The following is a 13,821-nucleotide window of genomic DNA, read 5'->3' as shown; positions in this document are numbered from 1 at the left end:
TCCGTCCGGCCACCGCTCGGCGGAGCCGTATTGATCTGATCGGCGCGCATGCGCCGGAATGACGTGGGCCGATCAGAACAGGGGGAAGAATGTGGACATGAACGTCATGGCCGAACTTTATACCGGGTTGGGCGCGGAAGACAAGATGCCTGAAGGGCGAGCGTTTTACGCCGCCAGCGCCTCGCCCACGCGGTCGCGGATTTCGGCCAGCGTGAAGGGCTTGTTGACGACGCCCCGGACCGTGCCTTCAAGTTCGGCCGCGCGTTCGCGCTGTTCGGCGTAGCCGGTCATCAGCAGCAGGCGCAGGCCCGGGAAGGCGGACGCGGCTTCGCGCGCCATCTCGATACCGTCCATGGCCGGCATCCTGATATCGGACAGGACGAGGTCGAACGCGCCGGCCTCCTGCTTGATCTTGTCCAGGCCCTCCATGCCATCCTCGGCTGTCTCGACCATGTGGCCGGCGGCCGCCAGGGCGCGGGCGGTGAAGGAGCGTACGGAAACGTCGTCTTCGACGATGAGAAGCTTAGCCATGGTCCGATCATCGCAAACAGAGGTTACGGATCGCTGAACGCGCGAGCGCCGGATTGGTTCAGGCATCGTCCTTGACGACGCCGACAAAAGGCAGTTCGCGGAATGCGTGGCCCACATCCATTCCGTAGCCGACGACGAAATAGTCGGGGCATTCGAAGCCCACGAAATCTGCGTGGAGATCGGCCTGGCGGCGCGAATGCTTGTCCAAGAGAACGGCGATGGAGACCGAGCGGGCGCCGCGCGATAGCATCAGCTCGCGGGTGAATTTCAACGTCTTGCCCGATTCCAGTATGTCGTCGATCAGCAGGATGTCGCGACCTCGAACGTCATTGTCGATATCGCGCAGCACCTTGATCTCCCCGCTCACCGTGCCGGCGCCGTAGCTCGAGATCATGATGAACTCGACCTCGGGTGAAATGCCCGCGTCGTGCATGGCCCGAATGAGGTCGGCCGCGAAGATGAACGAGCCCTTCAGGACCGAGATGACCAGAAGATCGTTGTAGTCCTTCTCGGCGATCTCCTTGGCCAGTTCGAGATTACGGCGCGCAATCGTCGAGGCCGCGTAGAGAATCTCGATTTCCTTTCCGCGTACCATGACCATGCTGCGACTACTCCTGAAACGAGACGGAAACCGACTTCACGCCATCCTTAGTGACCACCAGGCGGCTGGAAAAGGGATAGCTGTGGCCCGGCTCCAGCCTATGGCCGTTTGTCCCCAGCTTGTAGTGCGTTGTGTATCCGTCGCGGTCGACGACGCTGATCAGGAGGTCGGGCAGCGCGCGGGTCTCGTCACCCTCATTGATCGCCCGTCCGTCAATCAGCAGCAGGGCATTGGCCTCCGACATTTCTATGCGGCTTTCCAGAGTCGCCGCCTTGAGGCCAGGAGTGGCGCCCGCCAGGACGGGCGCCAAGGCCTCGCGAAACAGGGCGTGCCCACCTGCTATCCAGAAGCTTCCGGCCACGATGCACAGGCCCATGGCCCAGAAGGCCGGCCCGCCGGGGGTACGGCGCGCCGCAGCGCTCGAAGGCTTCCTGCCTGCAGGCAAAAGACTTTCAAGGCCGCGCGTATCAGCCTGGCTGGTCCGCGCAAGACCTGGATCGGGAAGGTGCGCGCCCGACCGCGCGCGCGCCGGCTGGGCGCTGTCCGTGGGCAGCGTTTCGAACTCGGCATCGTGGATGTCGCGGTCGGGCGATTGCGGCTCGCCGGCCGGAACGGACGTGTCCGCCGCCACAATCTCTCCCGAAAGGGGCATGCCGCTCCGCTTTTCCGCCATTTCGGATTCGAACCGTCCTTTCGCCAGCGTCTGTTACACGGTAAAGCAGACTGGTTAATGCTTCGCCAGTGCCCGGCCGGAATTAACCTGACATTAACCATGCGGGCGGAGGTTCGGCGGAGGCTGGTCCAGCGCGACCGGCGACCATCCATACAGCAACAGGCGGCAGTCCGTGATTCGTTTCGAGAATGTAGGCCTCAGATATGGGATGGGTCCGGAGGTGCTCCGCGACATCACCTTCCATCTGCCTGAGCGGTCGTTCCAGTTTCTGAGCGGGCCGTCGGGTACCGGCAAGACGACACTGCTGCGGCTTCTTTTCATGTCGCTGAAGCCGACGCGCGGGCTGATAACGATGTTCGGCAAGGACCGCGCCCGCATCACCCGGCAGGAACTGCCCCTGCTGCGCCGCCGCATCGGAGTCGTTTTCCAGGATTTCCGGCTGCTCGACCATCTGACGACCTATGAGAACGTGGCACTGCCGCTGCGCGTTCGCGGGCGCGAGGAGGCGAGCTACCGGGCCGACGTGACCGAACTCCTCAAATGGGTGGGTCTGGGCGAGCGGATGCACGTGCTGCCGCCGGTCTTGTCCGGAGGTGAGAAGCAGCGAGCGGCGATTGCCAGGGCGCTCATCGAGCAGCCGCGGATCCTCCTGGCCGACGAGCCCACCGGCAATGTCGACCCGCAGCTCGCACGCCGACTCTTGCGCCTCCTCATTGAGCTGAACCGCATGGGAACGGCGGTGGTCATCGCCACGCACGACATAGGTCTGATGGAACAGGTGGATGCGCGCCGCATGGTGCTGGCGGGCGGAAGGCTCGAAATCTATGATTAGCCGGGCGGCAAAAAGATCAAGCGAGGCGGGCGCCATGGCGCGCCGGCTCGGCGCGGGGATGAGGCAGACGGCGGCCAAGACGCTGGGGCGCCAGCAGGCGCCTATCGTGCCGCCCGACAATGTAGCGGGCCGGGCGATGGTGCTTGTGATCGCCATCATGACCTTCCTTTCATGCCTGACACTGGGTGCGGTGACGCTGGTCCGGGATACCGCCGCCACTTGGCAGACGCAGATTGCCCGCGAGGCGACGATCCAGATCAAGCCGCGCGAAGGGCTCGACATAGAGGCCGCGCTGGAGGAGGCGCGCGATATCGCGCGCGGCTACAACGGCGTGCGCGGCGCGTCCATTGTCGGCAGGGAGGCGACGGCCCGGCTGCTCGAGCCCTGGCTGGGCCCCGATCTCGACATCGACGAATTGCCGGTGCCGCGGCTCGTCATCGTCACCATCGATCCGGTCGAGAAGCCGGACTTTAGTGCCATGCGCGACGAGTTGGCCGCGGCTGTGCCAAGCGCCGCGCTGGACGATCACCGCACATGGGTGGACCGGCTCGTGACCATGGCGCGCACGACGGTCACCATCGGCGTCACCGTTCTGGCACTCATGCTGTCTGCGACGGCACTCACCGTCATCTTCGCCACGCGCGGTGCGATGTCGGGCAATGGCCACGTCATCGAAGTGCTTCACTTCGTCGGCGCGGAAGCGCCTTTCATCGCCCGGCAGTTCCGCAGGCACTTTCTCTTGTCGGGCATGCGGGGCGCGGCGGTGGGGGGCATCGCGGCCATCGTCGTGTTTGTCGCCTTTTCCTGGTGGTCTTCCCGCAACGTGGCGACACCCGAGGGCGACCAGACCTCGGCGCTTTTTGGAGATTTCGCCATCGGCCTTTCAGGATATCTGGGGGTCGGCCTGATCGTTGTTGTAATCGCTATTCTCACGGCTGCGACCACGCACCTCACGGTTATCAACTACCTTAAGCGCATCGAAACCTAACGATGAAGGTCCGGCAGCGCTTTCACGTCGGGATTTCATGCTGTAATTCTTTTTGCGCACAACCGGCGCTGCGGGCTATTCATCGCCGCATTTGGACATTATCCAAGGGAGCATGAACATCTCCGCGAACCCTGGGGCAGAAGGCGTTCGACCGCTCCACCCGCGCTCAAAGTGGCGCAGGGCGTTTCTGGCCGGGCTGCTGGCAGTGGCTGCGGGCGCGGCGTTTTTCGCCGGCGGTTTTGCCTTTTTCGCCAATCATGTCGCCAAGCTGACAACTCCCGCCGAACTCCGGCCGGCCGACGGCATCGTCGTGCTCACCGGCGGCCAGTCGCGCATCGACGCCGCCATTGGCCTACTGAAGGACGGCATGGGCAAACGCCTGCTCATCAGCGGCGTGAATCCCGTCGCCCGGATCGACGATCTGCGCCTGGCCACGGGCAGCGACCGTACGCTGTTCAACTGCTGCGTCGACATCGATCGCGTCGCTCTCAACACGATCGGCAATGCGGAGGAAAGCGGCAAATGGGCAAGTGCCAATACCTTCGGCAGCATCATCGTCGTGACGAACAACTATCACATGCCGCGCAGCCTCTTGGAGATGCGCCGCATCCTGCCGATGGCCGATCTGCAGCCCTATCCGGTCGTCAACACGCCGCTGCGCGACGGGGCATGGCTTGCCAAACCCGACGCGCTGAGGGTTCTGTTCACTGAATATGCGAAATACGTCGCCTCGCTGGCGCGCGGCCTCGTTGCCGGTCAGGGTAGCGGAGCATCCTACGACATGGTTCACGCCGACCTTGGCAAATAAGCAGATCGGCCAATAACGCCGCAGGGACTTTCGCCAAGGAAGCCGTTGCGGTAACAGGCGCTGTGATGGCTTTTGGTCTCCATCGGAAACGGGGCAGCCTGTCAATGCTCATTCTGCGGTCGATCGTATTCAACGTCGCCTTCTATCTCAATTTGATCGTGCAGATGATCGTCTTCACGCCGGTCTATTTCCTTTTGCCGCGCAAGAAAGCCTGGTTCGTTCCCAAGTTCTGGGCGTCCTCCAGCCTTTGGCTGCACAAGGTTCTCGCGGGCACGCGCGCCGAGATCACCGGCCTTGAGAACCTGCCGGACGGGCCGTGTATCATCGCGCCCAAGCACCAGTCCTTCTGGGATACGATCGCTTTCCTGCCGTCCATTCCAGACGCGCTCTACATCCTCAAGCGCGAACTCACCTGGATACCGTTGTTCGGCTGGTACGTGCTCAAGATGAAGATGATCCCCATCGACCGCGGCAGCCGCTCCAAGGCTCTGAGAAAGGCGATCAAGGTGGCGCATGAGCGGATGAAGGAGAACCGCCAGCTCATCATCTATCCCGAAGGCACACGCCGGGCGCCGGGGGCGGAACCTTCCTATAAATACGGAATCGTCGAGCTCTACGCGCAGCTCGGCGTGCCGGTGGTGCCGGTGGCCCATGTTGCCGGGCTTTATTGGCCGCGCCGGCGGTTCCTGCGATATCCAGGCGTGATAAAGGCGCGCTTCCTGCCGGCGATCGAACCGGGCCTTTCGCGCGAAGAATTCCAGGAGCGGCTGGTGCGCGAGACTGAAGCCGCCTGCGACGCGATGCTGGTGGAGGCGGCGCGTTCGCCCGGCGCTCCGCCATTGCCGGAGACGGCCCTTCGCCGGCTGCGCGAGATTGAGGCCGGGATACCCGCCAGGGCCCAGCCGGGTTAGCGCATGATCGCGAAAAGTGGATGCCGGCTTTCGGAGAAGATCATGCCCCAGTAGGTAGCCAGCCGGTTCCGCTCACGGCATCTGTCCGGGCGCGATGCGCGATGCCACTGCTTCCAGCCAATGATCGCTTATCCCCAGCGCCTGCAGATGGGCGATGGTGTTGAGCACATATTCGTCGTTGCGGCCGGACTGGCCGATGGCGCCGCTCACCGCCCGCGCCGCCTCTTCCACGGGCAGGCTGCCGGCATATTGGTGATGGGTGCGGTCGACGACATAGGTGGTCGCGGTCACCGCTGCGCCGTCCTCCAGGCGGATGGGCAGATGCCGCTCGCGATAGACGTTGGTGACGAGCTCGCGTTCGCGCAGGTAGGCGAGTGCCTCATCCGACAATTCGCCCGGAACCCGGAAAGCCATGCCGACGCAGGAACCTCCCCGATCCAGCCCGAGCACGAGGCCGGGGCGGTCGGGCGTGCCGCGATGGACGTGGGAACGGATGCACAGCGCGCGCCGATAGCCGAAAAGGCGCGCCTTGCGCGTCTCGACATGGGCAAAACCCGGCCGCCACATCAATGAGCCATAGCCAAAGACCCAAAAATCGTCCATTTCCACCTGCCAGTTGCATATGTACCGGCGGCTTCGCGCCGCGCAACGAGCTAGCGGGAGTACCAGCATGGCGTCAAGCAATGGGTCGGCCGATCGGCGGGGATCGCGTTACGCGCGGCGCATCGCGCTGTTCGCTGGCGCAATCGTCCTCGCCATCGCCGCCTATAGCGCCGCCTGGCACTATTTCGCGCGCCAGGTCGAACGCGAAGCGCGGGACGCCATCGCCGCCCTCAACCGCGATGGGCTGCGCGCGCATTGTGAGGAGCTGGAAGCGAAGGGATACCCCTTCCGCATCGGGATTTTCTGCCGAAGCCTTTACTATGAAGACGTGAACGAGGGGGTCTCGGTGCGCACCGGCGCCTTTCGTTCGGCCGCGCAGATCTATCAGCCGGCGCGGGTGGTCGGCGAGATCGATGGCCCTGCGGCGATTGTGCTGCCGTTCGGCCCGGCGGTCGAGCTTGACTGGCGGGTCCTGCGCGCCAGCGCGCGCATCGCGACGCCACTGCCCAACATCTTCTCCAGCGAAGGCAAGGATTTGGTGCTTGCGCGCAAGGAAGGCGCCGCCGGCACGGTGGCTACCGCCAGCCGTACCGAATTTCATGCGCGGCCGGCGGAGAATGACCTGCAGTTCGCCGCGCGCTTCGACGATCTGGCGCCCGGCGAAGCAGTCGCGATCGACCTGCCGGCAGTCAGCGGCAGCATATCAGCCACGCTGGAGGATGGCGTGGGGCGTTTCCTGCGCGGTGAACGGGAGCTTCACGGTTCTTCATGGCAGATCGACGAGCTGCTCATCGGCGAGGCCGGAGGAGGCGCCAGGCTGTCGGTCTCAGGCACCGTGTCCGTCGGTGAAAACGGGCTCATCGACGCCGAGCTCCGCATCGAAGCCAACGAACCCGCGCGTATCGCAACGCTCGCCGGCCAAGCATTCCCGCCGCTCAAAGACCAATTGGAGGCCGCATCCGGCCTGATTGCCGGTCTCGCGGGCCAGCCACTTCCACTGCGCATAAAGGACGGCCGCGTCTCTCTCGGTTTTGTCCGGCTTGGCCAGATACCGGCGATCTGAACGGACGTATCCTCAATCCTTGTGCGGGTGGCTCAGCACATGACGGCCGAAATCGGGGACGTCGATCTCCTGGCCGGCCTCGATGATGGAGCGGCGGATTTCGCGGGTGCGGGTGAACATCTCGAAGAGCTTGTCGCCGTCGCCCCAGCGGATGGCGCGCTGGAGAGCCGACAGGTCTTCGGAAAAGCGCGACAGCATTTCCAGGATGGCGTCGCGGTTGTGCAGGCACACGTCCCGCCACATGGTGGGATCGGAGGCGGCCAGGCGCGTGAAGTCCCGGAAGCCCGATGCCGAATATTTGATCACTTCCGATTTCGTCACCGTCTCGAGATCGTCTGCGGTTCCGACGATATTGTAGGCAATGATATGCGGCAGGTGCGAGACGATGGCCAGCACCATGTCGTGGTGCTGCGGGTCCATGATGTCGACAGTCGAGCCGCAGTGCTCCCAGAACCTGCTCAGCCTCGCAACGGCGCCGGCATCGGTGCCTTCCGGCGGGGTCAGGATGCACCAGCGGCCCTCGAACAATTCGGCAAAGCCGGCATCCGGTCCCGAGTGCTCGGTGCCGGCGATGGGATGGCCGGGAACGAAATGCACGTTCTCCGGCAGGTAGGGCTGCATCTGGCTGATGACGGAACCTTTGGTGGACCCGACATCGGTGACAATGGCGCCGGGCAGCAGCGCGCCGGCAATGTCGGCGGCCACAGCGCCGGAAGCGCCCACCGGAACGCAGACAATGACCAGCTCGGCGTTCCTTACTGCCTCCGCCGCATCCGGATGGTAGCTGTCGCCCAGTCTCAATTCGCGGGCACGCGCGAGCGTTTCGGCGCGGCGGGTCGAAATCGCGATTTCGCCAGCCAACCCTACCCGCCGGATGACGCGGGCGAGGGAGGAGCCGATGAGGCCGATACCGATCAGGGCGACCTTTTCAAAGTGGATGTCCGGCACGGGATCAGCCACCCATGAAGTCGGTGAGCGCGGCCACCACGCCGCGATTGGCCTCCTCCGTGCCCACGCTCATGCGCAGCGCATTCGGAAAGCCATAGGCGGCGACGCGGCGCAGCACATAGCCCCGCTTGAGCAGGAAGGCGTCAACCTGCTCGGCCGTCCTGCCGTCGTTCTCCGGGAAATGGATCAGCAGGAAGTTGCCAGCCGAAGGCGTGACGCGCAAGCCGAGCGCGGTCAGTTCCCCGGTCAGCCAGGAAAGCCACTGGTCGTTATGGGCCACAGCCTCTTCGACATGCGCCCTGTCGCCGATTGCCGCAGCGCCGGCGGCAATGGCCAGCGCGTTGACGTTGAACGGCCCGCGCACGCGGTTGACGGCGTCGACGATAGGGGCCGGCGCATACATCCAGCCGATACGCAGCGCCGCGAGCCCGTAGATCTTTGAGAAGGTGCGCGTCATCACCACGTTCTGCGAGGACGAGACGAGCTCGATACCGGATTCGTAGTCGTTGCGCCGCACGTATTCGGCATAGGCCGCATCCAGCACCAGGAGGACATGTTTCGGCAGGCCCGCCTGCAGACGGCGCACTTCGTCCATCGGCAGATAGGTGCCGGTTGGGTTGTTCGGATTGGCCAGGAAGACGATCTTTGTGCGCTCGGTGACGGCCGCCAGGATGGCATCCACATCCGCGCGTTCGTCCTTTTCCTTGACCACGACCGGCGTGGCGCCGTTGGCCAGGATCTGGATGCGGTAGACGAGGAAGCCGTGCTCGGTGAAGATGCCTTCATCGCCCGGATTGAGGTAGACATGGGCCAGCAGGCCGAGCAGCTCGTCCGAACCGTTGGAGCACAGGATGTTCTCGGGATTGAGCCCATGGGCGCTGGCGATGGCGTCACGCAGCGCGGTCGCGGAGCCGTCCGGATAAAGTTCGAGATGTTCTGCTGCCGCGCGCATGGCCTCGACCGCCGCAGGCGAGGGGCCGAGCGGTGTTTCGTTGGAGGACAACTTCCAGACCTTTGCGGCGCCGGGCGCGGTTTCGCGGCCGGGCACATAGGCGGCGATGTCCATGACGCCGGGTTTCGGTTGGGGGCGGTCAGCTAGGCTCATCGGAATTTCCCGTGAATTGAAGCCGCCTGCTTTAGCCCATCAACCGCGTTGACGCAAAGGGCCTGTGGCCGTAAAAGCTTGGTCAACTGTCGTGGTGATTTGGCCGGTCGGCTTGCAGCCACGTAAAACAAGTCGCTAAAAGGCCGTGCAGCTTTCTGACCGGCTTTGCGATGGCAATGCCGGTTTTTTGTTGCTTGCGGCCGGCGCATAGAGAGGCGCAATGACGCGTTCAAGAGTGGCAAAGGCGCGCGACGAGGCCAATGAGCCGTCGAGCCAGGTCGTAAGGTTCGGGCCGGACAAGCCGCTGAAGCTTGCCGCCGGCCTCACCCTATCGCCCTTCCAGACTGCCTATCAGACCTATGGCTCGCTCAACGATGACCGCTCCAACGCCATTCTCATCTGCCATGCGCTCACCGGCGATCAGCATGTGGCGAACACACATCCCGTGACGGGCAAGCCCGGCTGGTGGGAGGCGCTGGTGGGGCCGGGGCGGGTCATCGACACCGACCGGTTTTTCGTCATCTGCGCCAATGTAATCGGCAGTTGCCTCGGCTCCACCGGTCCGGCCAGCCTGAACCCGGAGACGGGCGAACCCTACGGGCTCAACCTGCCCGTCATCACCATCAAGGACATGGTGCGCGCACAGGCCATGCTAGTCGATCACCTGGGCATTGAGCGGCTGTTCTCCGTCATCGGCGGATCGATGGGCGGCATGCAGGTGCTTGAATGGGCGGCGAGCTTTCCCGACCGGGTGCTGACCGCCGTGCCTGTCGCGACCGGCGCGCGGCACACGGCGCAGAATATTGCCTTTCACGAGGTGGGTCGCCAGGCGGTGATGGCCGACCCGGACTGGCACGGCGGCGCCTATCTGAAATCGGGCAAGCATCCCGGCAAGGGACTGGCTGTGGCCCGCATGGCCGCCCACATCACCTATCTGTCTGAGCCGGCGCTGCATCGCAAGTTCGGGCGCAATCTTCAGGATCGCGAGCAACTCACATTCGGATTCGACGCCGAATTCCAGATCGAAAGCTATCTGCGCCATCAGGGCATCACCTTCGTCGACCGCTTCGACGCCAATTCCTATCTCTACCTGACGAGGGCGATGGACTATTTCGACCTGGCCGCCGAGCATGACGGTCATCTCACCCGCGCCTTCACGGGCACGAAAACCCGCTTCTGCGTCGTCTCGTTCACAAGCGATTGGCTGTTCCCGACGGAGGAAAGCCGGATGGTGGTCCATGCGCTAAACGCGGCCGGCGCATCCGTTTCCTTCGTCGAGATCGAAACCGACCGCGGGCATGACGCCTTTCTTCTGGACGAGCCGGAGTTTCACGCTGCCGTCGGTGGCTTCCTGAAATCGGCCGCGCGCAATGCGGGGATTTCGTCATGAGCGTGAACAACGCCCAGCGGGTCGACCTCCAGGTCATCGCCGATCTCATCAGGCCGGGCGCGAAAGTGCTGGATGTCGGTTCGGGCGACGGGGCGCTGCTGGAACTGCTCGAAGGCCAGAAGAAAGTCGATGGGCGGGGCCTGGAAATCTCGCAGCGCGGCGTCAACGAATGCGTGGCGCGGGGCCTTTCGGTGGTACAGGGCGACGCCGACCGCGATCTCGTTTTCTATCCGGACCGGGGGTTCGATTACGTGGTTCTGTCGCAGACGCTCCAGGCAACACACAATCCGAGGACGGTGCTCGACGAACTCCTGCGCATCGGCGATCGCGCCATCGTCTCCTTTCCCAATTTCGGCCATTGGCGGGTGCGGTTCTCCCTCCTGTTCAAGGGGCGCATGCCGGTGACGAAGGACCTGCCCTATTCCTGGTACGACACACCGAACATCCACTTCTGCACGATCCGCGACTTCGTTGCGCTCTGCGAGGAAATAGGCGCCACGGTGGAAAGCGCCGCCGCCCTGGATGCCAACGGGCAGAAGATCGGGCTGTCCATGCCGTGGTGGTTCTGGAACTTCTTCGGCCAGCAGGCGGTGTTCCTGTTGAAGCGGTAAGCGGTCACGATCGCCTCGTTTCCAACTCAGATATAGAGCAATGCCTTGGCCTCGCTCAGCATGTTGCGCGTCATTTCACTCGCCGGCCCAGGGCGGGCAAGCGAGGCGGCCTGACCGGCCCACAAGGGCGAGAAGTCGCCGGAGCCCTTTTCCTCGGCCGCTTTGCGCAGCGGCATGATGGCCGCGGTGGCGAGGGGGAATTCGGGAGCGTCGGCGCTCATCGGGCCGACTTCAGAAACGATGCGGTTCAGAAGCCCGCGGGCGGGACGTCCAGTGAAGACATTCGTCAGCGCCGTGCGGTCGTCGCGGGCCTTGGACAGCGCCTCACGGTGCGGCGCGCCCGTCAGTGCCTCCGGGCATTGCAGATAGGCGGTGCCGACCTGCACTGCCGATGCACCCAGCATGAAGGCGGCAGCGATGCCGCGCCCGTCCGATATGCCGCCGGCGGCGATGACCGGCACCGAGACCGCATCCACGACCTGCGGCACGAGCGCCAGCGTGCCAGGCTGCGTGGAGACATCGCTTTCCAGGAAGATGCCGCGGTGGCCGCCAGCCTCCGCCCCCTGGGCGATGATGGCGTCGCAGCCGTGTTCCTCCAGGTAGCGCGCCTCGGCGACGGTGGTGGCCGAGGCTATGATCCTGGCGCCCGTAGACCGCACGCGCTCCATCAGCCGGGGCTCGGGCAGGCCGAAATGGAAGCTGACGACCTCCGGCCGGTATTCCTCGACGATCGCGCAGCTTTCCTCGCTAAAGGGGTTGCGGCCGGCCCCTGCCGGCGCGGCATCGGGGTCGAGGCCGAATTCACGGTAATAGCCGGCCAGGCGCCGGCGCCAAGCAGTCTCGCGCTCGGCATTCGGTTCGGGCGGCACGTGGCAGAAGAAATTGAGATTGACCGGGCCCGAGGCGCGCTGGCGGATAATGCCGAGTTCGTTGCGGATCTGCTCCGGCGAGAGCATAGCGCAAGGCAGCGCGCCCAGCCCTCCGGCCTCGATCACCGCTATTGCCAGCTCGCTGCCCGCCGAACCTGCCATGGGCGCCAGAAGCAGCGGCTCCCTTATGTCGAAGAGATCAAGAATTCGCCTGTCGCGCCACATGTCATCCTCCCGTCGATTTCCTGCCGTTCCACCCGCCCATAGTCGCGCCTTGGGGCGTGAACACCGGCATCAGCACGCGGCGGCTGCGCCGCGCCATCGCTGGCAGCCCTTGGTAGAGCCGCTTTTCAGCTTCCACCACGAGCACCCCGGCGAACAACGGCCAGAAGCGGCGTCCGGCGTGTTCCAGCCAGCGGTGAAACCGCATGACCCACCGCCGCTCCGCCGGCGGAAAATGCAGCGCATCGGCCCAGCGGGCGGGCGTGAAATTGGCCGTACGCAGCAACTCGACGAGCTGGGCGCGCGAATAGGGGCGGCCGGTGCCAAAGGGCGTGTGCTCGAAACGGGCCCACATGCCGCGCCGGTTCGGCACCACGATGACGAGCCGCCCGCCCGGGGCCAGTACGCGCCATATTTCGAGTAGGGCCTGGCGGGGATTTTCCGTATGTTCCAGCGCATGCACCAGCAGAACCCGGTCGAGCGCGGCGTCGGCAAGCGGCAGCTCGTCCTCCAGAACGAGGGCTGTCGCCGATGGCTTGCCGGCCGGCCACGTCACCGCGCCCTGCCGCGCCGGCATGAAGGCGAAGGTCCGTTCCGCGTCGGTGGCAAACCGGTCGAGCCAGGGCAGCGTGTAGCCAAGGCCCATCAGCCTTTCCTCGGGCAGCTTGGACCACAGGGTGGACAGCGCCATCGAGATGGAACGCTCCGCGAAGCGGCCGAGCAGTGTCGCGTAAAATGCCTTGAGATCCACTATATCCGAAATCATGGGGTGGACGGTACGGGCCGTTTGCGGCCAAGACAAGAAATCAATTTGTGGCGATCACAGGGGCGACAATGGGATGGCCGCCCCCTATCGTTGCGCTGGAAACGGAGGAATTCGATGACGCTGGAGATCGAGCAGTTCATGTGCCGGAGCGACAATTTCGGCGTTCTTGCGCGGGATGCGCAAACAGGCGAGACGGCCATCATCGATGCGCCGGAGGAAAGCGCCATACTAAGTGCCATAGAGCGCACCGGCTGGCGCCCGACGATGATCCTGACCACCCATCACCACCAGGACCACGTGGCTGCCAATCTCGCGCTCAAGGAACGCTTCGGCCTGACCATTGTCGGACCGGCGCGCGAAGCGGACCGCATTCCGGGCATCGACCGCACTGTGGAGGAAGGCGACACCGTGATGGTGGGAAAGCAGGCGGCGCGCGTCATCGAGACGCCGGGCCACACGGCCGGCCATGTCACCTATCATTTCGCCGATGCCGGCATCGTCTTTGTCGGCGATACGTTGTTCGCGCTCGGCTGTGGGCGGCTGTTCGAATGTAAGCCGCCGGTGATGTTCGCGTCGCTCAGCAAGCTGGCCGCGCTGCCGCTGGAGACGGTCGTCTATTGCGGGCACGAATATACCGAGACCAATGCGCGCTTCGCGCTGACCGTGGACCCTACGAATTCGGCGCTGAAGGAGCGTGCGGCGCAGATCGGTATCCTGTGCGCGGAGGGCAAGCCGACGCTGCCGACCACTATGGGGAAAGAAATGGCGACCAACCCGTTCCTGCGCTGGCACGACCCGGTGATCCGCCGGAACCTCGGCATGCAGCACGCCAGCGATGAGGAGGTCTTCGCCGAGATCAGGAAGCGGAAAGACGTTTCGTGAAGGGCACGGCATGAACGG

At 64.5% G+C, this 13,821-nt stretch carries 16 protein-coding genes and 1 riboswitch; of the genes, 8 read left to right on the top strand and 8 right to left on the bottom strand.

All coding sequences use genetic code 11. From position 1 onward, the window contains the following. Positions 1–165 precede the first annotated feature (165 nt). The 3 genes from NTH_RS08145 to NTH_RS08135 are packed head-to-tail and all read right to left on the bottom strand — an operon-like array spanning position 166 to position 1,805. Positions 166–531 carry a response regulator gene (locus NTH_RS08145; protein ID WP_338529550.1) on the bottom strand — a complete coding sequence of 122 codons (366 nt, stop codon included), beginning with the start codon at positions 529–531 and terminating at the stop codon, positions 166–168. Between the two features lie 58 nt (positions 532–589). Next, complete coding sequence (gene hpt, locus NTH_RS08140) at positions 590–1,132, bottom strand: hypoxanthine phosphoribosyltransferase (protein WP_338529549.1); 543 nt, start codon at positions 1,130–1,132, stop codon at positions 590–592. A gap of 7 nt (positions 1,133–1,139) precedes the next feature. Continuing rightward, positions 1,140–1,805, bottom strand: a complete 666-nt coding sequence (locus tag NTH_RS08135; protein WP_338529548.1) for a hypothetical protein — start codon at positions 1,803–1,805, stop codon at positions 1,140–1,142. Positions 1,806–1,977: 172 nt separating this feature from the next. Between NTH_RS08135 and ftsE the strand changes: the two genes are divergently transcribed. The 4 genes from ftsE to NTH_RS08115 all read left to right on the top strand — a co-directional run bounded on the left by ftsE (position 1,978) and on the right by NTH_RS08115 (position 5,344). Continuing rightward, a complete protein-coding gene (gene ftsE / locus NTH_RS08130) occupies positions 1,978–2,637 on the top strand; it encodes a cell division ATP-binding protein FtsE (RefSeq protein WP_338529547.1) in 660 nt (219 codons plus the stop codon). A gap of 34 nt (positions 2,638–2,671) precedes the next feature. Continuing rightward, positions 2,672–3,625, top strand: a complete 954-nt coding sequence (locus NTH_RS08125) for a cell division protein FtsX (protein WP_338529546.1) — start codon at positions 2,672–2,674, stop codon at positions 3,623–3,625. A gap of 112 nt (positions 3,626–3,737) precedes the next feature. After that, on the top strand, positions 3,738–4,433 hold the full coding sequence (locus NTH_RS08120; protein ID WP_338529545.1) for a YdcF family protein: 696 nt from the start codon (positions 3,738–3,740) through the stop codon (positions 4,431–4,433). 104 nt (positions 4,434–4,537) lie between these two features. After that, positions 4,538–5,344 (top strand): 1-acyl-sn-glycerol-3-phosphate acyltransferase, encoded by an 807-nt coding sequence (locus NTH_RS08115; protein ID WP_338529544.1) that lies wholly within the window; start codon positions 4,538–4,540, stop codon positions 5,342–5,344. 72 nt (positions 5,345–5,416) lie between these two features. On the opposite strand, the gene NTH_RS08110 is transcribed toward NTH_RS08115, so the two are convergent. Next, positions 5,417–5,947, bottom strand: a complete 531-nt coding sequence (locus NTH_RS08110) for a gamma-glutamylcyclotransferase (RefSeq protein ID WP_338529543.1) — start codon at positions 5,945–5,947, stop codon at positions 5,417–5,419. Positions 5,948–6,014: 67 nt separating this feature from the next. On the opposite strand from NTH_RS08110, the gene NTH_RS08105 reads away from it, so the two are divergent. Beyond that, positions 6,015–7,010 (top strand): DUF2125 domain-containing protein, encoded by a 996-nt coding sequence (locus NTH_RS08105; protein WP_338529542.1) that lies wholly within the window; start codon positions 6,015–6,017, stop codon positions 7,008–7,010. A 12-nt stretch (positions 7,011–7,022) separates the two neighbouring features. Here the strand turns inward: NTH_RS08105 and NTH_RS08100 are convergent, their stop codons facing one another. After that, positions 7,023–7,958, bottom strand: a complete 936-nt coding sequence (locus tag NTH_RS08100) for a prephenate/arogenate dehydrogenase family protein (RefSeq protein WP_338529541.1) — start codon at positions 7,956–7,958, stop codon at positions 7,023–7,025. Between the two features lie 4 nt (positions 7,959–7,962). Next, positions 7,963–9,063, bottom strand: coding sequence for a histidinol-phosphate transaminase (hisC, locus tag NTH_RS08095; RefSeq protein WP_338529540.1), 1,101 nt, complete (start codon positions 9,061–9,063; stop codon positions 7,963–7,965). Between the two features lie 81 nt (positions 9,064–9,144). Continuing rightward, positions 9,145–9,222: riboswitch (SAM riboswitch) on the top strand. Between the two features lie 61 nt (positions 9,223–9,283). Here hisC and metX point away from each other — a divergent pair. Together metX and metW are read left to right on the top strand one after the other, a co-directional pair. Beyond that, positions 9,284–10,453 (top strand): homoserine O-acetyltransferase MetX, encoded by a 1,170-nt coding sequence (metX, locus tag NTH_RS08090; protein WP_338529539.1) that lies wholly within the window; start codon positions 9,284–9,286, stop codon positions 10,451–10,453. Beyond that, on the top strand, positions 10,450–11,064 hold the full coding sequence (gene metW / locus NTH_RS08085; RefSeq protein ID WP_338529538.1) for a methionine biosynthesis protein MetW: 615 nt from the start codon (positions 10,450–10,452) through the stop codon (positions 11,062–11,064). Before metX ends, metW begins: the two co-directional genes overlap by 4 nt. Positions 11,065–11,090: 26 nt before the next feature. On the opposite strand, the gene NTH_RS08080 is transcribed toward metW, so the two are convergent. Both NTH_RS08080 and NTH_RS08075 read right to left on the bottom strand, forming a co-directional pair. Then, positions 11,091–12,158, bottom strand: a complete 1,068-nt coding sequence (locus NTH_RS08080; protein ID WP_338529537.1) for an NAD(P)H-dependent flavin oxidoreductase — start codon at positions 12,156–12,158, stop codon at positions 11,091–11,093. A gap of 1 nt (position 12,159) precedes the next feature. Further along, the gene (locus NTH_RS08075) at positions 12,160–12,921 is read right to left on the bottom strand and encodes a class I SAM-dependent methyltransferase (RefSeq protein WP_338529536.1); all 762 of its coding nucleotides are present in this window, start codon (positions 12,919–12,921) and stop codon (positions 12,160–12,162) included. A gap of 114 nt (positions 12,922–13,035) precedes the next feature. Between NTH_RS08075 and gloB the strand changes: the two genes are divergently transcribed. Beyond that, the gene (gene gloB, locus NTH_RS08070) at positions 13,036–13,803 is read left to right on the top strand and encodes a hydroxyacylglutathione hydrolase (RefSeq protein ID WP_338529535.1); all 768 of its coding nucleotides are present in this window, start codon (positions 13,036–13,038) and stop codon (positions 13,801–13,803) included. The last annotated feature ends 18 nt before the right edge of the window (positions 13,804–13,821 follow it).

Source organism: Nitratireductor thuwali (assembly GCF_036621415.1).
Lineage (GTDB): Bacteria > Pseudomonadota > Alphaproteobacteria > Rhizobiales > Rhizobiaceae > Chelativorans > Chelativorans thuwali.
Note: the sequence above shows the minus strand (reverse complement) of the source record. Positions and strands in the feature narration are given on the sequence as shown.